The organism is Haladaptatus sp. CMAA 1909 (assembly GCF_043952005.1).
In the GTDB taxonomy this organism is placed as follows: Archaea; Halobacteriota; Halobacteria; order Halobacteriales; family Haladaptataceae; genus Haladaptatus.
In genome coordinates, this window is the sequence record NZ_JBIOAV010000001.1 from 1537100 (window position 1) to 1553925 (window position 16826).

Annotated in this window: 24 protein-coding genes; 9 read left to right on the forward strand and 15 right to left on the reverse strand. The window is 63.3% G+C overall.

Going from position 1 to position 16826, the window contains the following annotated elements; translation table 11 throughout:
• Positions 1-2: 2 nt before the first annotated feature.
• The 5 genes from ACGYLY_RS08540 to ACGYLY_RS08560 are packed head-to-tail and all read right to left on the reverse strand — an operon-like array spanning position 3 to position 2202.
• Complete coding sequence (locus ACGYLY_RS08540) at positions 3-761, reverse strand: proteasome assembly chaperone family protein (protein ID WP_395282085.1); 759 nt, start codon at positions 759-761, stop codon at positions 3-5.
• 5 nt (positions 762-766) lie between these two features.
• Positions 767-949: an RNA-protein complex protein Nop10 gene (locus ACGYLY_RS08545; RefSeq protein WP_231184037.1), complete on the reverse strand. Its 183-nt coding sequence runs from the start codon at positions 947-949 to the stop codon at positions 767-769.
• The gene (locus ACGYLY_RS08550; protein WP_395282084.1) at positions 946-1746 is read right to left on the reverse strand and encodes a translation initiation factor IF-2 subunit alpha; all 801 of its coding nucleotides are present in this window, start codon (positions 1744-1746) and stop codon (positions 946-948) included. The genes ACGYLY_RS08545 and ACGYLY_RS08550 overlap by 4 nt, the downstream gene beginning before the upstream one ends.
• Positions 1743-1916 carry a 30S ribosomal protein S27e gene (locus ACGYLY_RS08555; protein WP_231184039.1) on the reverse strand — a complete coding sequence of 58 codons (174 nt, stop codon included), beginning with the start codon at positions 1914-1916 and terminating at the stop codon, positions 1743-1745. The genes ACGYLY_RS08550 and ACGYLY_RS08555 overlap by 4 nt, the downstream gene beginning before the upstream one ends.
• Before the next feature lie 4 nt (positions 1917-1920).
• Entirely contained in the window at positions 1921-2202 is a 282-nt protein-coding gene (locus ACGYLY_RS08560; protein ID WP_066143248.1) for a 50S ribosomal protein L44e, read from the reverse strand.
• 167 nt (positions 2203-2369) lie between these two features.
• On the opposite strand from ACGYLY_RS08560, the gene ACGYLY_RS08565 reads away from it, so the two are divergent.
• The 4 genes from ACGYLY_RS08565 (at position 2370) to ACGYLY_RS08580 (ending at position 5490) form a co-directional block, all read left to right on the forward strand.
• Positions 2370-3272, forward strand: a complete 903-nt coding sequence (locus tag ACGYLY_RS08565; RefSeq protein WP_395282083.1) for a hypothetical protein — start codon at positions 2370-2372, stop codon at positions 3270-3272.
• Positions 3273-3345: 73 nt separating this feature from the next.
• Entirely contained in the window at positions 3346-3612 is a 267-nt protein-coding gene (locus ACGYLY_RS08570; RefSeq protein WP_231184041.1) for an HAH_0734 family protein, read from the forward strand.
• A gap of 337 nt (positions 3613-3949) precedes the next feature.
• Entirely contained in the window at positions 3950-5116 is a 1167-nt protein-coding gene (locus ACGYLY_RS08575; RefSeq protein WP_395282082.1) for a thiolase domain-containing protein, read from the forward strand.
• Positions 5113-5490, forward strand: a complete 378-nt coding sequence (locus ACGYLY_RS08580) for a Zn-ribbon domain-containing OB-fold protein (protein ID WP_395282081.1) — start codon at positions 5113-5115, stop codon at positions 5488-5490. Before ACGYLY_RS08575 ends, ACGYLY_RS08580 begins: the two co-directional genes overlap by 4 nt.
• Here the strand turns inward: ACGYLY_RS08580 and ACGYLY_RS08585 are convergent.
• The 5 genes from ACGYLY_RS08585 to ACGYLY_RS08605 form a co-directional block, all read right to left on the reverse strand.
• A complete protein-coding gene (locus ACGYLY_RS08585) occupies positions 5467-6405 on the reverse strand; it encodes an alpha/beta fold hydrolase (protein ID WP_395282080.1) in 939 nt (312 codons plus the stop codon). The genes ACGYLY_RS08580 and ACGYLY_RS08585 overlap by 24 nt on opposite strands.
• Before the next feature lie 44 nt (positions 6406-6449).
• A complete protein-coding gene (gene meaB, locus ACGYLY_RS08590) occupies positions 6450-7445 on the reverse strand; it encodes a methylmalonyl Co-A mutase-associated GTPase MeaB (protein ID WP_395282079.1) in 996 nt (331 codons plus the stop codon).
• Entirely contained in the window at positions 7442-7858 is a 417-nt protein-coding gene (locus ACGYLY_RS08595) for a cobalamin B12-binding domain-containing protein (RefSeq protein WP_395282078.1), read from the reverse strand. The genes meaB and ACGYLY_RS08595 overlap by 4 nt, the downstream gene beginning before the upstream one ends.
• Positions 7859-8003: 145 nt before the next feature.
• On the reverse strand, positions 8004-8198 hold the full coding sequence (locus ACGYLY_RS08600; protein ID WP_395282077.1) for a hypothetical protein: 195 nt from the start codon (positions 8196-8198) through the stop codon (positions 8004-8006).
• A 93-nt stretch (positions 8199-8291) separates the two neighbouring features.
• Positions 8292-8636, reverse strand: coding sequence for a hypothetical protein (locus tag ACGYLY_RS08605; protein ID WP_395282076.1), 345 nt, complete (start codon positions 8634-8636; stop codon positions 8292-8294).
• 121 nt (positions 8637-8757) lie between these two features.
• On the opposite strand from ACGYLY_RS08605, the gene ACGYLY_RS08610 reads away from it, so the two are divergent.
• Together ACGYLY_RS08610 and ACGYLY_RS08615 are read left to right on the forward strand one after the other, a co-directional pair.
• A complete protein-coding gene (locus ACGYLY_RS08610; RefSeq protein WP_395282075.1) occupies positions 8758-9345 on the forward strand; it encodes a DUF420 domain-containing protein in 588 nt (195 codons plus the stop codon).
• 73 nt (positions 9346-9418) lie between these two features.
• On the forward strand, positions 9419-10009 hold the full coding sequence (locus ACGYLY_RS08615) for a hypothetical protein (RefSeq protein WP_395282073.1): 591 nt from the start codon (positions 9419-9421) through the stop codon (positions 10007-10009).
• Between the two features lie 39 nt (positions 10010-10048).
• Here the strand turns inward: ACGYLY_RS08615 and ACGYLY_RS08620 are convergent, their stop codons facing one another.
• From ACGYLY_RS08620 to cyoE, 5 genes are all read right to left on the reverse strand, one after another.
• On the reverse strand, positions 10049-10549 hold the full coding sequence (locus ACGYLY_RS08620; RefSeq protein WP_395282072.1) for an SHOCT domain-containing protein: 501 nt from the start codon (positions 10547-10549) through the stop codon (positions 10049-10051).
• A gap of 64 nt (positions 10550-10613) precedes the next feature.
• Complete coding sequence (locus ACGYLY_RS08625; RefSeq protein WP_231184051.1) at positions 10614-11375, reverse strand: ABC transporter permease; 762 nt, start codon at positions 11373-11375, stop codon at positions 10614-10616.
• Entirely contained in the window at positions 11372-12310 is a 939-nt protein-coding gene (locus ACGYLY_RS08630) for an ABC transporter ATP-binding protein (RefSeq protein ID WP_395282069.1), read from the reverse strand. Before ACGYLY_RS08630 ends, ACGYLY_RS08625 begins: the two co-directional genes overlap by 4 nt.
• Positions 12311-12504: 194 nt before the next feature.
• A complete protein-coding gene (locus ACGYLY_RS08635) occupies positions 12505-13167 on the reverse strand; it encodes a hypothetical protein (RefSeq protein ID WP_395282068.1) in 663 nt (220 codons plus the stop codon).
• The gene (gene cyoE / locus ACGYLY_RS08640) at positions 13164-14546 is read right to left on the reverse strand and encodes a heme o synthase (protein ID WP_395284133.1); all 1383 of its coding nucleotides are present in this window, start codon (positions 14544-14546) and stop codon (positions 13164-13166) included. Before cyoE ends, ACGYLY_RS08635 begins: the two co-directional genes overlap by 4 nt.
• 108 nt (positions 14547-14654) lie before the next feature.
• Between cyoE and coxB the strand changes: the two genes are divergently transcribed.
• The 3 genes from coxB to ACGYLY_RS08655 all read left to right on the forward strand — a co-directional run bounded on the left by coxB (position 14655) and on the right by ACGYLY_RS08655 (position 16805).
• The gene (gene coxB / locus ACGYLY_RS08645; RefSeq protein WP_231184055.1) at positions 14655-15431 is read left to right on the forward strand and encodes a cytochrome c oxidase subunit II; all 777 of its coding nucleotides are present in this window, start codon (positions 14655-14657) and stop codon (positions 15429-15431) included.
• 105 nt (positions 15432-15536) lie between these two features.
• Complete coding sequence (locus tag ACGYLY_RS08650; RefSeq protein WP_395282067.1) at positions 15537-16400, forward strand: heme-copper oxidase subunit III; 864 nt, start codon at positions 15537-15539, stop codon at positions 16398-16400.
• A 120-nt stretch (positions 16401-16520) separates the two neighbouring features.
• The gene (locus ACGYLY_RS08655; RefSeq protein WP_395282066.1) at positions 16521-16805 is read left to right on the forward strand and encodes a DNA-directed RNA polymerase subunit L; all 285 of its coding nucleotides are present in this window, start codon (positions 16521-16523) and stop codon (positions 16803-16805) included.
• Positions 16806-16826: the final 21 nt, after the last annotated feature.

The window sequence follows — 16826 nt, forward strand, 5'->3', positions numbered from 1 at the left end:
GCCTAGCCGATGTACCGAAGGTCGTCGTCTGACGCCATCGGCGCCTGCTGAGACTCCATCTCCTCTATCTTGTTGACGACCTCTTCCATCTCCTCGGCGCGCTCTTCGAGCGAACTGAAATCGACCTCGAAGTCGAGAACGTTCTGGAGGACTTCGAGCACCGCCTGTGCGCTTTTGGGGTCCACGAGGTAGCCGCTCGTTTCACCCATCAGGCACGTCGCCTCGATTCCGCGTCGGCCGCCGAGACCGAGGAGCAGACCGCTGGTTCCGACGATACCGCCCGCAGGTTCGTCCTCGCGGAACTCGACGCCCGCCTCCTCCAGTTCGTCCACGAACTCCGTCGTCGCCGCCGCGCCCAACACCGCGTACTCCTCGATGAGTTCGCCGGTCGGAACGCCGCCGAGCGCGAAGACCTGTTCGACGTCGAACTCCTCCGCTACGTCCAGGAACGCGTTCGTCAGCCGATAGTGGCCGACGTTGTCCTGTGCCTGATAGTCCCCCGTCAGAACGAGAACGTCCTGATCGTCGAGCGTCAGGGCGTGGAGTTCGATGCAGACGAGCGACGCGGTGCCGTCGTCACCGACGCTCACCTGCGGCGGGAGAAATTCCGAGTACACCCGTCGAACGAGTTCGCTCTCCTTCTCTTCGAGCAGGTGCTCGGCGACGAGTTTGCCGACGTGACCGACCCCCGGCAATCCCTCGATGAGGACGGGGGATTCCAGATCCGGGTTTGCGACGATTTCGATGTCGATTTCGTCCATGTTCCTTATTCGTGGGCGCGCCGCTTAAGTGCGCGTCGGTACTCCCCGTACGGGTCGTTCGGGTCGAACGGCGCGGGCGCACTGTTTACGGCCTTCGCTCCACAGTCGGGACACGTCGCAGAAAGGGTGTACACCGGGCGGTCGTGTTCCGCCTTCCACGCGGAACACACCCGGATGTCCGATTTCATTCGTCGTCGGTGTGGCGTTCGCGGTGGAAGTCCGCGCTTCCGTCGGTGCCTTCCATCGCGACTTCCGCACGGTGGACGCTCTCTTCGAGTTGCGCTTCCGCCGTCTTGTAGTTCGGTGCCTTGACGCGAACCCGATACTCGGGCGCACCGACGTAGGTCACGTCGAGTTCCACTTCGTCGGGAATGTCGCCGTTGCCTTCCGCGGCTTCGAGCGCGTCCTTGATACCGTCGACGCCGTCTTTCCCCGGGTTACGGAGGTCGACGTAGCCGGTGACGGTGACGTAGGGAACCGAGACGTTCTCGCGGGCGGTTTCGACCAACTGCTCGACCTCTTCGTCTTCGAGGTCGGTACCGTCGAGCGCTTCGGGACCGTGAATCGCCGCCTGCTCGAAGCCGTCGTAGATGCTGCCGAACTCGGCGAGGAGTTCGTTCGCGACGTGGGTGTACTGTTCGTCGCCCATGTCCTCGCCGAAGGCGAGCGACATCCACTTGTCGGCCTTCTGCTCGTTCTTCCAGTCCTGAATCTTGTCGCTGTGCTGATGTTCGTTGACGTCCTTGATGGAGAGGTCTATCTGCTGTGACTCCTCGTCCACGTCGAGAACCTTACAGACGACGGTCTGTCCGGTGCTGACGTGGTCGCGGACGTTCTTGATCCAGCCACTGGCGACCTCGCTGACGTGGACGAGCCCACGCTTGTCCTCGTACTCTTCGAGGTCGATGAACACCCCGAAGTCCTCTATCTCGTCGACCTTACCGACGACGAGTTCGCCAGTGTCGGGCCAGCCACTGTATTTCATCGGGATGCTATTGTTTCGACGACGTCGCCGTCGATTTCGGCCTTGCCGCCGGTCGGCGTGGCGAGTTTGTGACCACAGACGACGCAGTTGACTTCGCTCGCCGCCTTTCCGAAGACGGTCTGTTCGTTCTCACAGTCCGGACACTGCACTTTGTAAAAGTTTCCTGCCATGGGTTTACTCCTGGAATTCGAGTCGGCCAGCGCGCCACCCGGGACGGAGGTGTGCTTTGCCACACTCGCTGCAACGGTACTTCAAGTCGGTCTTCTTCGTCGGCTTGTCCCCACCGGGAACCTTCGAGAAACCACCGGCGTTACCGATGACGGCCTTGCCGCGTTTCTGCTGGCGAGCGTCCCACTTCATGCCGGTTCGTCGGCCGGTGCGGACCTTCTCGACTTCGTGTTCGTGGTGCGAGTGACAGTGCGGGCAGTACGTGTTAAATCGACGTGGCATCTGCATAGATATCGACCTTACGGAGAAATTGCGCGCGGGGACTTAAAACCCGTTTGGTTTCCACTTCGGTCGGGCGAGGGCGGATATATAGCGCCACCCATGAGACTGTTTTATTCAATTGTTCAAATAAAAAATTTGAATATGTGTTAGGCTGAATCATTGCCCGGAGAACCATGACAAACGTCAATCGACGACGATTTATCGAGGGAAGCGCCGCGACGGCGGTTGGACTCACGATTCTCGGTACCGGAACGGCGAGCGCAGAACGGTACGGAATCCCCATCGTTTCGACGCGAGGCCACTTCAACGACGACGGTAGCCTCACCGCGGGACACACGCGGACGGGCTACGACACGACGGGCGACGTACCCGGCGTCGACACCGCGTGCGTGGACGAACTGACCGTCTTCATCCACGGGTGGCACAAATCCGGAGACACGCCCGAGCAGAACGCGAAGGACAAGTTCCTCTCGGCGAAGAACAACCTCGAAGCCGCGGGCTACGGCGGGGCGCTCGTCGGCTATTCGTGGGACAACGACGCGGGCGGCGGTGCCGACTACGGGTGGGGCGAAGCCCAGACCGTCGCGCAGAACAACGGCGTCAAACTCGCGCAGTTCGCCGTGGACCTCAAATACTACTGCCCGAACGTGACGCTTCGATTCGCCAGCCACTCGCTCGGCGCGCAGGTGCTCCTGAGTTCGCTCCGCTCGCTCGACGTGACCTCGTGGTGGACCGACCGGGGCTACGCCGTGGACTCCGTTCACATGCTCGGGGCGGCACAGGACAACGAGGCCCCGACCACGGAGTGGATGGACACCTACAACGCCATCTCGAACCAGACGACGGCGACGTTCAACTACCACAACACCGCCGACGACGTGCTGCAGTGGGTGTACAACACCATCGAGTTCGACCAAGCGCTCGGCGAGACTGGGTACGAGGACGGCAACACGCCCGCCCCGAACTACGTGGAGTACGATGCGACGTCACAGGTCGGCAACGACCACTCGAACTACCTCGACACGCTCGGCGACGAGATGGTCTATCACATGGACAACGTCCCGTACTACGTTTAACGAGGGGTGACCCGGGGCGGGGCGAAAAGGCGGTTGCGAAGCGCTTAATTGACCGCCTTACAAATCGCCACGTATGAAGCGGCTCATCATCCACGGGGACCCCGGCATCCGAAAGAACGCCATCATCGACTACGACGACGAGGAGCAGGTCTGTTTCTCCATCAGCCGTCAGGGCGACTGGCACGGTCCGGACGAACCCCAACTGTGGTGCGTCATCGGCCGCGAAGAGGAGCGCGGCGACTTCGAGCGCCGAAACTACGTCCCCCACTGGCTCGACACCGAATCCATCGACGCCGGCGCGGTCGAGGTCGTCAAGCACGCAGACGACCTCGCCGTCTAAGTTACGTCATCTCGAATTCTCCCGTTTTCCCTCTCGTACCCGATGAGCCACGCCTCCCGGAAACGTTCCAACGACGCCTCGTTCGATCCCGAAAATCGTCCGCCCGAAATCGCGAAAAGTGCAGGACGGTACCGATGTGCAAGCGTGAACGTGTCACGCTTGCACGAACTGTCGGTTTCCCGCCGAACCGGTCAGTTTTGAAAAATAATTACGAATACGTCGGCGTCGAACTGCCCACCCGTCCAGAATTTCGGGATCGTATCGGCTGAAATTTCTCCCAATCGGCTCGAAACCGAAAGGAGTGGCTTTCTTAACCGCACCGCTCGTACGTTCTCCCATGACAGGCGTTCGGATCGCGGGAGTCGGACTGACTCACTTCGGGAAGCATCCCGAACGGACCGGCAGGGACCTCTTCGCCGAAGCGAGCGACGGCGCGTTCGCCGACGCGGAGGTGCCCCGTGAGGACGTAGAAGCGCTCCACTACGGGAACTTCATGGGCGAATTGGCCGAGCATCAGGGCCACCAAGGACCGCTCATGGCCGAAGCGGCGGGGGTTCTCGCACCCGCGACGCGCTACGAGAGCGCGTGTGCGTCCAGCGGCGTCGCGATTCGACAGGCGGTCAAGGACGTCCGAAACGGCGAAGCGGACGTCCTCCTCGTCGGCGGCGCGGAGCGCATGAACAACCTCGGAACGGCGAAGACGACCGAAGCCCTCGCCATCGCGGCCGACGACCTCTACGAGGTTCGCGCAGGGATGACGTTCCCCGGCGCGTACGCGCTGATGGCGCGTGCCTACTTCGAGGGGTACGGCGGGTCGCGCGAGGACTTGGCCCACATCGCGGTCAAAAATCACGAGAACGCCGTGCCGAACGAGCACGCCCAGTTCCAGAAGGAAATCGAGGTCGAACAGGCCCTCGACGCGCCGATGATAGCCGAACCGCTCGGCCTGTTCGACGCGTGCCCGATCACGGACGGGGCGGCCGCGCTCGTCCTCGTCAGCGACGAGTACGCCGAAGAAAACGACCTGTCCGCGCCGGTTTCGGTGACGGGGACCGGACAGGGCGGCGACCGGATGGCGCTCCAGGGGCGCGAGTACCTCGCCCGCACACCGGCGGCGGAGGAGGCCGCCGAAGAGGCGTACGCCGAGGCGGGAATCGACGCGAGCGACGTGGACGTAGCCGAGGTCCACGACTGTTTCACCATCGCGGAGGTGCTGGCGCTCGAAGCGCTCGACTTCTACGCACCCGGAGAAGGAATCGGCGCGGCGCGACGCGGCGAGACGACGCGGGACGGGGACCGCCCGGTCAACCTCTCCGGCGGCCTGAAGGCCAAGGGCCACCCGGTCGGGGCGACGGGTGCCAGTCAAATGGTCGAGATGACGCGCATCCTGCGCGGTGACCATCCGAACAGCGACGCCGTGCCGGATGCGAACGTCGGCGTGGCGCACAACGCGGGTGGTACCGTCGCGAGCGCGACGGTTCACGTTCTGGAGGTCGGACAATGAGCGAAAACGCCCACGGCAACACCGGCTACGACGAGTGGGTGGACGCCATCGAGGCGGGCGACGCGTACTACCTCGAATGCGCGAACGGACACGGGTCGTTGCCGCCGCGCCGAATTTGCCCCGAGTGCGGTGACGCCCACCTCGAAGAAACGCCGCTTCCCGAAACCGGCGAGATCGACACGTACACGGTCGTTCACGTCGCGGCACCGTCGTTCACGGACGACGCGCCGTACACGACGGCCATCGCTGACTTCGGACCGGTCCGCGTGACCGCGATGGCCCCCGACGGTGTGGAAGTCGGGGACTCGGTGTCGCTGGGGATCGGACGATCGAAAACGAGCGGCGACCGACTACTGCAGTTCGAGCGGTTCTAGTTCGTCGAACAGCACTTCGAGGAACGGGCCGGGATGTTCGACGTGCGGAAGCAGTCGCGCCTCGTCGAACACGATGAGGCGCGTATCCCCTTCGTCCGCGAGTTCTTGCCCGCCTTCGAGCGGCGTGACCTTCGCTTCCCGTCCCCAGACGAGCGTCACGGGAACGTCCACGCGGGCGATTTCGTCGCCGAGGTCCGCCTCGGGGTTGAGGTACCCCGAGACGAACGACGCCGGGGCGAAGCGAGCGCCCGGTTGGTGGGCCGTCTGCCACTCGAACTCCACGTCCTTCTCCGTGTACGACGCTTCGCTGTAGTAACCGTCGCGGTCGTTGAACCGTCGAATCGAGCGCTTGCTGGCGAGCGCGTTGAACAAAGCCGTTCCGACGACCGGCGAGCGAAGCAACGTGCGGAGCCACGTCCGACGCTTTCCGGCGTCGTCGGTGGGGCAGATGAGTTCCAGCCGCGAGAATGCCCCCGTCTCCACCTGCGCGAGGACGGCGTAAGACCCCGTGAGCGAGGAGGCGAGACAGATGGCGTCGTCGGTCATGTCGTCCGCGAAGTCGATGATGAAGGAGGTGTAGAGTTCGGCGGTGTAGACGACCGGCGGGCGCGACGACCGACCGAATCCGGGCAGGTCGGGTGCGATGACGTGGTATTTCTGTGCGAGTTGCTTGAAAATCTGGTCGAACTCCTTGTTCGACGCGGCGGCGTGGACGCCGTGGAGAAGGAGCACGTCAGGATTTTCCGGGTCGCCCGCCTCCGTGTAGGCGACGTCGAACCCACGCCAGCGGTAAGTTCCCTGAAAGCCCTCCAACGGCGGGCCGAGCGGTTCCGCACGCTTCGCGAGCGTTTTATTCACCAGTGCGGCGAGTCCGACCCCACTTGCCGTCGCTGTGGCGAGCCGTCGAAGTTTCATACGTAGGATGGCGACCCGAATTGGTTTATCGGTTATGCCAGAAATCAGTCGTGAAGGCAGTCCTCGATGGGGGAGATGACCTCGTCGGCGACCGAGTACGGATCGGTTTCCCGCTCGAAGACGGCTTCGACCAACTCCTCGATGCCGCCGCGGGATTCGATTTCGGACGCGACGAGTCGATTGGCGTCCTCGCGGAGGAGCGCCCGTATCTCTTCGGCGTATCTCGTTCGGGCTTTCGCGTCGAGCATGCCCGTGGTTTCGAGGACCTCGCGGTGTTCGTCGAGGACGTCGATGAACTCCGCGACTCCCTCGCCGCTCTTCGCCACCGTTTCGACGATTTTCGGTTCCCAATCGTAGTCCACGTCGTCGCCGAACTCGGGCGTCGGTTGCCCGTCGCGCATGTGGACCATCTCGGTGAGTTCCGTGACCGTCCGGTTCGCGCCGGGGAGGTCGGCCTTGTTCACCACGAATACGTCGGCGATTTCGAGGATGCCCGCCTTGAGCATCTGAACGTTGTCGCCGCTCTCGGGTGGTACCAACACCGCGACCGTATCGGCGGTCTTCACGATGTCTATCTCGTTTTGGCCCGCGCCGACCGTCTCGATGATGATCTTGTCCTTGCCGAACGCGTCGAGGGCTTTCACGGCGTCCGACGTGGCCGTCGACAGGCCGCCGAGACTGCCGCGTGCGCTCATCGACCGGAAGAACACGTCCATGTCGCCGACGTTGCTCGCCATGCGAATACGGTCGCCGAGGACGGCCCCACCCGTGAAGGGGGAGGATGGGTCGATGGCGATGACGCCGACCGTCTCGCCGCGTTCGCGGTAGTCGTTCGCCACCTTGTCCACGAGCGTCGATTTGCCCGCGCCGGGACTGCCCGTGATGCCGATGACCTCGGCGTCACCCGTGTGGGAGTGCAGTTCCGAGACGAGTTCCCGATAGCCGGGGTCGCGGTTCTCGATTTTCGTGATGACTCGTGCCAGCGCCCGGTGCTTCCCGTCGAGGAGGTCGGCGAGCAAATCCGCGTGCGTCGCGCTCATCGTTCGGGCGCGTTTTCACGGACGAACTCGATAGTCTCTTCCATCGGTGTGCCCGGACCGAACACCTCCGCGACCCCGAGTTCCTTGAGTTCGTCCTTGTCGTCGTCGGGGACGACGCCGCCGACGAGGATGAGGGTGTCATCGAACGCGTCGTACTCCTTGAGCCCCTCGATGATTTTGGGAACGAGGGTATCGTGTGCGCCCGAGAGAATGGAGATACCGAGGACGTTCACGTCCTCCTGCACGGCGGCCTGCACGATTTCGTCGGGGGCGTTGTGCAGGCCCGAGTAGATGACTTCGAATCCGGCGTCGCGGAAGGCCCGCGCGATGACGTGTGCGCCGCGGTCGTGGCCGTCGAGTCCGACCTTGGCGACGAGGCAGCGAATCGACTGCTGTTCCTGATCTGCGCTCATACACCACCCTTCCCCGCGTTCGGGTTTCACTTTAACGGAAATACATGTGAAAAACGAGTTGCGAAAAAACAAGTCCGGTTGTTGTGCGCGGGCAACGGTTCCATGCGGTGGTCGGTAGTGCGGCGTGCGGTGGTCGATGGAGTGTTCACTCCTCTAACACCGATTCCTCCGCTCGATTCTTGAGGAGGCTGACGGCTTTCGCTCCCGCGGCCAGCGCGACGGGCCAGACGAAATCCAGCGGGTCGGAGCGGAGCGCTTCCTCGATGTTCGCTATCGCGTGGAAGCCGGAGGCGTCGAGGAACACGATGATTCCGACGGCGAGGAGGAGGACGATGAGCACCGATTCGGAGTCGGGGAGCGCGGATTTCGGGTCGTCCCAGAAATCCGTATCCGTGTCCGTCGTCCCCGTTTTCGTCGGATAGTTCGGACTGGACTATCCGTCGCGTCGCATCGTCGTCGCCCGAATCGCGATTCCGCTCACGATGATCGCCACGTTCACGTACAGGTTGGAGAACACGCCCTCGCCGACGAGTTCGAGGTAGAGACTGATGGTACAGGAGAGACCGATTGCGAAGTGTGCGGCGAGTTCCGGACGGGACCGTGCCTCGCGGCCGGCGCTGAGCGCGAACACCATTCCGGAGACGGGGATGAGCACGCGGAGCAGTTTCCGGGCCGCGTCACTGTCGGTGAGGCCGGTGAAGGCCGCGAGGACGAGCATTCCCATGAATAGGAGCACCAACAGGGCACGGGGAGAGGGGATTCTATCGAGGGAGGACATTACTATTCAGTGATATTACACGTGATACAATAATTCCATCGGAGAGAGAAACTCCCGTCCCAATCCCACGAGATGAGAACGAAGCGAAGCCACCTTACCCCGGCAGTCCCAATCGCCCGTCATGGCTACGGCGAACGCGCGACAACGTGCGCGGGAGAGTCCGGCGAAAGTGACGGCAGTCCTCTCGGTTATCGGGTACGTACTCGTCCTTGGGACGTTCGCGGGCATCCTGCCGATTTATCCGTCCATCGGCCGGGGGACCGTCAACGTGCTCTCCGACGCCATCGCGGTCGTGAACACCGTCGCAACCGTCTCGCTCGCGCTCGGTTGGTACTGGATTCGCAACGGGGAAGTCAGGAAACACCGCGCGGCGATGATAACCTCGTTCTGTCTCATCCTCGTCTTCCTCGCGCTCTACCTCACGAAGGTCGGCGGAAGCGGCGGCGAGAAACACATCCTCGTGGAGGGATTCGTCTACTACGCCTACCTCGTAATGCTCGCGGTTCACATCGTCCTCTCCGTCGTCTCCGTTCCGGTCGTGCTGTACGCCCTCGTCCTCGGACTCACCCACACGCCCGCCGAACTCCGCGACACGGCACACGCGAAGGTCGGCAGAATCGCGGCATCGGCGTGGATTCTCTCGCTCTCGCTCGGCGTCGTCACGTACGTCATGCTCAATCACATCTACGGCTGGACCATTCCGGCGTAACGTTCCCGCATTTTACCGATCTCTTTTTCGGGAAAACAATGAGGGTATTGGCGAGCGTACTCGAATCCGACGAATGGCGCGCGACGATAGCGTTCGAACCGCCCGAGGGAAACACGTCGTCCGAGACGACGAGCTTCGTATACGGACGACACCGCGCGGTATCGTCCGCGAGAAACGTCTCGACTGGGAAAAGAGCGGTCGCCTCCGTCGCTGGGCGTCCGTCGTGACGACGCTGTTCACGGTCGGAACCTTCGCCAGCATCGTTCGGGACGTCCTCGGGTTTCCCGACCGGTTGCTCTCGATGGGGTCCGCCGTCTCGGTTGCCGTCGTTGTCGTCGCCATTATCGGAGCCCGATGGGCCTCGTTACGCTGGCGACAGGACCCGACAGTGCCGCTTTCCACGATTCGGGAAGTCGAACACGAACGGGCGAACGGGGCACGAGACGACGAAGACGAAACGGGGGGTTCGAAACTCGGACTCGTTCACTTTCCCGGGAGCGATGGCGGGGAGACTGAAATCGAGTTCCCGAGCGAGGAGGAAGCCGAACGGGCGGTGCAGTCGCTTCGCTACAGGGGTATTCGCGTCTTCGACCTCGACGATCGGAGTCGCCGACCTACACTCGACGGGAAACGAAACGCGACCGGCCGAGCGACTCCGAGATGAAAACGGACTGACTCGGGTCGAAGCCGAACTCCCTCTCCGCTAATTTCGCTCCAGTTCGCGGCTTCGCCCGTCGAAGCGCGAAGTGAATTCCTCCGTTCCGAGGAGCGTTTCGAGTCGGCGTTCGAACTCCGACTCGGAGACCTTTCCGGCGGCGTACTTCCGTTTCAGTATCTCCACGGCGTCGTCCTGCTCGTCGTGGTTCCCGGACGATACGGACGTCGAGGACGACGAGACCGACGATTCGGGATACGCCCGTGCCGACTCCACGTTCCCGATGAGCGAGAGGTACACCGGCCACAGGACGGCGACGGTCAACAGCAGGGCACCTAAACTTATCGACATGAGGAACGGGAAGAAGAGGAAAATTCCGAACAGTCCGGTATTACTCAGGCTGGCGAAGGCAGTTCCGAAGAAGAACACGCTAAGCGACCCGAAACCCATCGAGAGGAGCAAGCGTCCGAGCGCGCCGTCCGGCGTGTAGTGTTCGACGAGTCGATGCCAGCGGCGTAACTTCGACTCCGGGGAGGGACGATTGACCATACCGCGGGTTCTTTCCGGTCGCTAATATTCGTTGTGGTCGTGTAGAATAGCTAATACGATACGCTCAGTCCGTCTCGGGAATCGCGTACGCCCCGGCGAGGAAGAACGCCACCGCGAGCACCGCGAGAACCACCAAGTCGCCGCCGCTCGACCCGCCGGAGTAGGTCAGTATCCGCACGCCGCGTGCGAAGTAGGTGAGCGGCGAGAGGTTCATCACCGGTTGGAACCACGACGGCAGGAGGTCCGGCGTGACGAACGTGTCCGAGAGGAAGAGGAGCGGCAGGGCGATGGCGTTGCTGGCGGCGATGACGCCGTCCGCAGACCCGGCGAAACTGCCGAGGAGCGCCCCGAGGCCGCAGAACAACCCGACGGCGAGCGCGATGAACACCGCGACGAGGGGCAACGCGCCGAACGAGACGCCCGCGTTCGTCACCAGCGCCATGAGCGCGAGGATGATGATGCCCGCCAACCCGATGATGACGACGTTGACGAGCGTGTGCGCGAGCAACCACTCGGCGCGGGTGAGCGGCGTCGTCGCCAGTTTCTCGAACCGGTTGGATTCGCGGTGACGGGACACCGAACTCCCCACGCGCGACAGCGGCGTGAACAGCACGACGACGGCGAGGTAGCCCGGCAGGTAGTACGCCGCCGGTTTCGAGAACAGGCCGCCTGAACCACCGGACCCCGGGTTCGTCTGCACCAACACCGCGAAGATGAGGATGAGGATGACCGGGAAGAAGAACGTGAAGAAGACCGCCGTGCGGCGGCGGAGGAACGACCGCCACGCCGCACCGGCCTCCGAACGAACGCGACCGACCGTCGTCATCGGTCACCCCCGGCGATCGCGGCCTCGCCGGCGCGTCGCGTCGTCTCTGGCCCGATGGATGCCCCCGTCAGTCGGAGGTACACGTCCTCCAAGTCGGGTTCGCTCCACGTCAGCGCCTCGTACTCCACGCCGCGCGAGTTCAAATCCGCGACGACGTCGCCGATGTCGGCGGGCGTCACGCCGTCGAAGACCAACCCGGATTCGGTCTCCTCGACCGTGTACCCCATTTCGACGGAGGCACGAGGTGTCGCCGTCTCCACGACGAGGCGACTCTCGCCGCCGTGTTCGCCGATGAGCGCGTCGGGCGTCCCGACGGCGACGATTTTTCCGTCCGCGAGGAGGCCGACCCGGTCGGCCAGTCGCTCCGCCTCGGCCATGTAGTGGGTCGTCAGAAACACCGTCGTTCCGCCCGCCGCGAGATCCTCGACGAGCGACCAGAGCGAGCGGCGTCCCGCCGGATCGATTCCCGTCGTCGGTTCGTCCAGAAACAGGATATCGGGGTCGTTGACCAGCGTCGCGGCCACGCACACCCGACGTTGCTGTCCTCCCGAGAGGTTCTCGTACCACGTATCGCCGGTGTCGGAAAGCCCCACGTCCGCGAGCGCTTCGTCCGGGTCGCGGGCACCGTCGTATAAGCCCGCGTAGTACGCGACGAGTTCCCGCGCCGAGAGGCGGGCCGGCGGGTCGAACGACTGCGGAAGCAGGCCGACCCGTGATTTGTCCACGGTACCGGGCGGAACACCGAGGACTGAGACGGTCCCGCCGCCGGGAGTCGTCGTCCCAGTCAGGGACCGGATGAGTGTTGTCTTGCCCGCACCGTTCGGCCCGATGAGCGCGAACACCTCGCCCGCGCCGACCGAGAGTGAGACGCCGTCCAATGCGACGGTATCGCCGTACTCCTTCCGAACGTTCTCGGCGACGAGTGCGTCGGACATGCCAGAAACTTCTCGCCGTGCCTAGGTAAGAGGTTCGATTCGACTACCGCGAAGCAGATCACGTGGGGTTACGACAAGGCGGAAAACGAGTGAACGAAAGCAGCGCGTTTCCGCACGGAGCTCCGTAGCTCGGTCGAAACGACGTCCCCGATGCGTCGGCTATCGAGTGGAGCGATCCCCGAGTGTCGTCTTTATCATCGAATCGTCGGCCGCCAGTACAGCAGCGCGACGGTGACGACGAAGACGACGGTGGAGATGTCGTAGGACCCGGACGAAACCGTGGCGGCGAGTCCCGACCCGGCGCCCGCGACGCCGGTGACGAGCGACGCCACGATGGGCCACGAACAGCTCACACACGAGAACAGGCCGAGGAGGCCGGAAATTGCGGACCCCGCCGCGTCGAGGATGGTCGCGTACACGAGGTACGCGAGCGCCAGATAGCCGACCACCTTGAACGGCATGAGCGACACCCGAACGAGGCCGTTGTGAAAGAGGAGCGCTGGCCCCCATCCGGGCGGAAGCCACGCGATTCGGAGGCCGCTCGCGGGCATGCCGGGCATCGAGTGGGCGGGACCGAACAGGCCGCCGAAGTAGGCGACCAGCAGGAAGTACCCCGACGCGAGAACGAGTCCGATCAGCCTATCGCGGTCGTTCCGGGCGACGGGATTCGTCTTCACCACTGCGAGGAGGGCGACGTTTATCCAGATAAACGGGTACAACAGGTAGCGCAGTTCGCCGCCCGAGTAGTTCGAGATGGCGAAGTAGAGCAACAGCGCGAACAGTTCCGCGTTCAGCACGACGGCTCCCCACAGCAGCGATTCGCCGGTCGGTCGGTATCGTGCGAAACCGGTGCTCATAGTACGAGTGCATCGACGACGATGGCGACGAGGAGCGCACCGAGGTAGGCGTTCGACGCGTGGAACGAGCGGAACGCCGCCGTATCGTCGCGTTCGCGGTGCAGTTTCACGACTGCCACGAGGAAGACCGCGCCGAAGACGACGGTCGTGACGGCATACAGCCATCCCAGGGTCGTTACCGTGGCGAGCGCGCCCGCCGCGAGGAGCGTCGCGCCGAGCCAGAGCAGGATGTGTTTGCGGGTTTCGGCCTCGCCGCGGACGACGGGCATCATCGGGAACCCGCCGCGTGCGTAGTCGTCCTTGTACGCCAGCGCGAGGTTGTAGAAGTGGGCGGGCGTCCACAGGAAGATGACCCCGGCCAGCACCAACGCGGGCAGGCCGACGCCGTCCGTCACGGCGGCCCACCCGATGAGCGCCGGAAGCGACCCCGCCAAGCCGCCGATGACGGTGTTCTGTACCGTGTTCGGCTTCAGGATGAGCGTGTAAATCACGCTGTAGAACACGATGGCGAACAGGCCGAACACGGCGACGAGCAGGTTCACCGAGAGGAAGACGGCCAGCGACGCGACGGCCAACAGGACGCCGAAGGCGATGGCGTTCCGGACGGGGATCTGCGCCGTCGCGGCCGGGCGGTCGGCGGTGCGATTCATCCGCTGGTCCACGTCGCGTTCGAGGACGTGGTTGAACGTCCCACTCGCGCCGATGGAGAGGACGCCGCCCGCGAGCGTCGCGACGACGGTACCCACTTCCAGGTTCGGTCCCGCCGCGAGCGCCATTCCGGCGGAAGCGACGAGACAGAGCAGCCACATCAGCCGCGGTTTCATCAGACGGAAGTAGGCGAAAGCCGTCGCACGGATACCCGAGAGTTCTCCGGTCGTGCCCGACGCGTCGACCGGTTCCGGGTCCGTGAAGCTCATGCCGACCGGGTCGCCGTTCGCTTCGGGTTCGAGCGTCCACGCGAGCGCGAGGACGACGCCGACGAAGATGGCCATTCCGACGACGAGGTGGACGGCGGTGAACGAAGCCGTCGTCGCCGTCGTCGCCGCATACGCACCCAACACGACCTGCACCGGATAGAGGACGGCGGCGAAGCCGACGGTGGCCTTCACGCGTGGTCGTAAATCCCCAAGGAGCGCCAATGCAGCCGTCGCGAGAAGACACAGGCCGACGACGAGCGCGACGGCGCGGTGCGTCCACGCGATGAGGAGTTTCGGGTCGGTGAGCGGAACGAGCCAATGGCCGTTGCAGGCGGGCCACGTCGAACACGCCGACGCGGCGTTGACGAGCGACGTCGTCGCACCGACGACGATCAACAGGTACACGCCGACTGCGGTCGCTGTCAGTGTACGTTCGAACCGTCCTGATGAGGAGTCCTGCAATGGCACCGTTGTTTGACGATTTGTGTGCCCGCGTACTTAGACCATCCGACTTTCGGCGACGACGAAGACAGCACATATTTATGGGTCTCTTCCGAAGCCTAGGTCAATATGGATTCCAAGCGGATAGCGTTCGTCGCGGCGCTCGGCGCGACGCTCCTCGCGGTCGCCGTCGACCCTGTGGCGGCGTACAGTTCGACGACTGAACGCCTGATTCAAACGCTGAACGGACAGTTGCTGTACGCAGGAATTCCCATCGCGGTGCTCGTTGAGGGTATCCTCATCTACACCGTGCTGAAGTTCCGCAACAACGACGAACCCCTCCCCACGAAGGAGAACCGACGCCTCGAAATCACGTGGACGGTCGCCACCGCAATCGTCCTCCTTTTCGTCGGTTACGCCTCCTACGGTGTGATGGCGAACCAGTACATCACGACGACGCCACAGGACGCGATGAATCAGGAAGCGAACGCCGTCAACGTGGACGTCGTCGGCCAGCGCTACGTCTGGACCTACAACTATCCCGACCACAACATAACGGGATCCTCCGAACTCGTCGTTCCGACGGGAAGACCGGTATATTTCAACGTCACGTCGAAGGACTGGATTCACTCGTTCCACGTCCCGGAACTCGGGTTGAAACAGGACGCCATCCCGAACCAGCATCACACTCTCAAGACGAAGCTCACTGAGACGGGCACCTACCAAGTCTACTGTGCGGAGTACTGTGGTGTCGGTCACTCCAACATGCTGAGTAAGATCAAAGTCGTCTCCAACGAGGAGTACAAAAAGTGGCTGAAACAACAGCAACAGGAGAACTCGTCGGGCGGCAGTTCGAACGGCACGTCGGGTAACAGCACCTCGGGCGGCAACAGCACGTCGGCCTGAGACCGCTTTTCTCTCGTTTCGATACTCCCTTAGCGGAGTCTCTCTCCCGCTTCCGCCGAGCGCCTTTGGGTGCATTTTTAGTAGTCGGGCAGTAACCGTCTCTGTATGACGGTAACGGACGATTCGACAGAGGAGCACGGCCATCACCTCCCGGCCGTCGAAGACTGGCCGAAAGGCTTCGGCGAGGCGTCGTGGTGGCCCTTCATCACCGCGATAGGCGGGGCAGGGTTCTACGTCGGTGCCGCACTGTTCATCCTTGGACGCGGTTCCGAACCGCTCGTCGGGCCGACCATCGGTCCCGCGGTGTTCATCGCCAGCGCCCTGGTCTTCCTCGTCGGACTGTACGGCTGGTTGTATCACGCATTCGTCAAACACTTCTGGAGCAGGGACACCCACGAAGCGGGTTCGAACGCGCTCCGCTGGGGAATGATATCGTTCCTCGGGTCCGAAATCGCGACGTTCGGGGCCGGGTTCGTCTACTACTTCTTCATCCGCGCGGGGACGTGGCCCCCGACGGGTGCAGAAATGCCCGACCTCGTCGGCTCGCTCGTCATCGCCAACACGGCGTTGCTGGTCGCGAGCAGCATCACGCTCCACTGGGCGCACGTCGAACTGCGAAAGAACAACCGCAGCCGCTTCATCGCCGGACTCGGCGCGACGCTCCTCCTCGGAATCGTGTTCATCGGCGGGCAGGTGTACGAGTACTACGAGTTCATCGTCCACGACCACTTCACCTTCACGGGCGGCATCTTCAACAGCGCGTTCTTCGGCCTGACCGGTCTGCACGGCCTGCACGTTTCGATGGGTGCGGTACTCATCGGCATCGTCTTCGTTCGTGCGCTCACCGGACAGTACTCGGCGGACCGCCACGTCTCCGTGTCGACCGTCTCGATGTACTGGCACTTCGTGGACGTGGTCTGGATCTTCCTCGTCGTCGTGCTGTACGTCGGCGCGGAGATGCAGTTCTAACCGCGACTCCGTTACGTTCTCTTTTTTATCCCATTCCCGAGTGACCGCCTCGGCCATCCCCGCGAACGCGAAAATACGCGCTTCGCAAGATTGAAACGCGACAACGGAGAATTCGGGGGTATGGAACTGCGGGTTATCGAGAAGAGCGATACGGAACTCCGGATCGAAATCGGGGGCGAAGACCACACCTTCATGAACGTGCTGAAGGGTGCACTCCTCGAAACCGAGGGCGTCGCAGCGGCGACGTACGACCTGAACCCCGAACAGTCGGGCGGCCAGACCGACCCGCTCCTCACCATCAAGACCGAGGACGGCGTCGACCCCCTCGACGCGTTGGAGGCCGGAGCACAGAACGTCAAAGACAAGACGAACGCCTTCCGCGAGGCGTTCGAATCTGCGGCCTGATTCTCACCCGGTCGAACGGTT

Coding starts and splice junctions, on each gene's coding strand:
- ACGYLY_RS08550 (WP_395282084.1), bottom strand. CDS start 1,746: ATGAAATACAGTGGCTGGCCCGACACTGGCGAACTCGTCGTCGGTAAG.
- ACGYLY_RS08595 (WP_395282078.1), bottom strand. CDS start 7,858: ATGAGCGCAGATCAGGAACAGCAGTCGATTCGCTGCCTCGTCGCCAAG.
- ACGYLY_RS08585 (WP_395282080.1), bottom strand. CDS start 6,405: ATGAAACTTCGACGGCTCGCCACAGCGACGGCAAGTGGGGTCGGACTC.
- ACGYLY_RS08565 (WP_395282083.1), top strand. CDS start 2,370: ATGACAAACGTCAATCGACGACGATTTATCGAGGGAAGCGCCGCGACG.
- ACGYLY_RS08555 (WP_231184039.1), bottom strand. CDS start 1,916: ATGGCAGGAAACTTTTACAAAGTGCAGTGTCCGGACTGTGAGAACGAA.
- ACGYLY_RS08620 (WP_395282072.1), bottom strand. CDS start 10,549: ATGGTCAATCGTCCCTCCCCGGAGTCGAAGTTACGCCGCTGGCATCGA.
- ACGYLY_RS08615 (WP_395282073.1), top strand. CDS start 9,419: ATGGCGCGCGACGATAGCGTTCGAACCGCCCGAGGGAAACACGTCGTC.
- ACGYLY_RS08625 (WP_231184051.1), bottom strand. CDS start 11,375: ATGACGACGGTCGGTCGCGTTCGTTCGGAGGCCGGTGCGGCGTGGCGG.
- ACGYLY_RS08635 (WP_395282068.1), bottom strand. CDS start 13,167: ATGAGCACCGGTTTCGCACGATACCGACCGACCGGCGAATCGCTGCTG.
- ACGYLY_RS08570 (WP_231184041.1), top strand. CDS start 3,346: ATGAAGCGGCTCATCATCCACGGGGACCCCGGCATCCGAAAGAACGCC.
- ACGYLY_RS08610 (WP_395282075.1), top strand. CDS start 8,758: ATGGCTACGGCGAACGCGCGACAACGTGCGCGGGAGAGTCCGGCGAAA.
- meaB (WP_395282079.1), bottom strand. CDS start 7,445: ATGAGCGCGACGCACGCGGATTTGCTCGCCGACCTCCTCGACGGGAAG.
- ACGYLY_RS08560 (WP_066143248.1), bottom strand. CDS start 2,202: ATGCAGATGCCACGTCGATTTAACACGTACTGCCCGCACTGTCACTCG.
- ACGYLY_RS08655 (WP_395282066.1), top strand. CDS start 16,521: ATGGAACTGCGGGTTATCGAGAAGAGCGATACGGAACTCCGGATCGAA.
- ACGYLY_RS08650 (WP_395282067.1), top strand. CDS start 15,537: ATGACGGTAACGGACGATTCGACAGAGGAGCACGGCCATCACCTCCCG.
- ACGYLY_RS08605 (WP_395282076.1), bottom strand. CDS start 8,636: ATGTCCTCCCTCGATAGAATCCCCTCTCCCCGTGCCCTGTTGGTGCTC.
- ACGYLY_RS08540 (WP_395282085.1), bottom strand. CDS start 761: ATGGACGAAATCGACATCGAAATCGTCGCAAACCCGGATCTGGAATCC.
- ACGYLY_RS08580 (WP_395282081.1), top strand. CDS start 5,113: ATGAGCGAAAACGCCCACGGCAACACCGGCTACGACGAGTGGGTGGAC.
- ACGYLY_RS08575 (WP_395282082.1), top strand. CDS start 3,950: ATGACAGGCGTTCGGATCGCGGGAGTCGGACTGACTCACTTCGGGAAG.
- ACGYLY_RS08545 (WP_231184037.1), bottom strand. CDS start 949: ATGAAATCGGACATCCGGGTGTGTTCCGCGTGGAAGGCGGAACACGAC.
- coxB (WP_231184055.1), top strand. CDS start 14,655: ATGGATTCCAAGCGGATAGCGTTCGTCGCGGCGCTCGGCGCGACGCTC.
- ACGYLY_RS08630 (WP_395282069.1), bottom strand. CDS start 12,310: ATGTCCGACGCACTCGTCGCCGAGAACGTTCGGAAGGAGTACGGCGAT.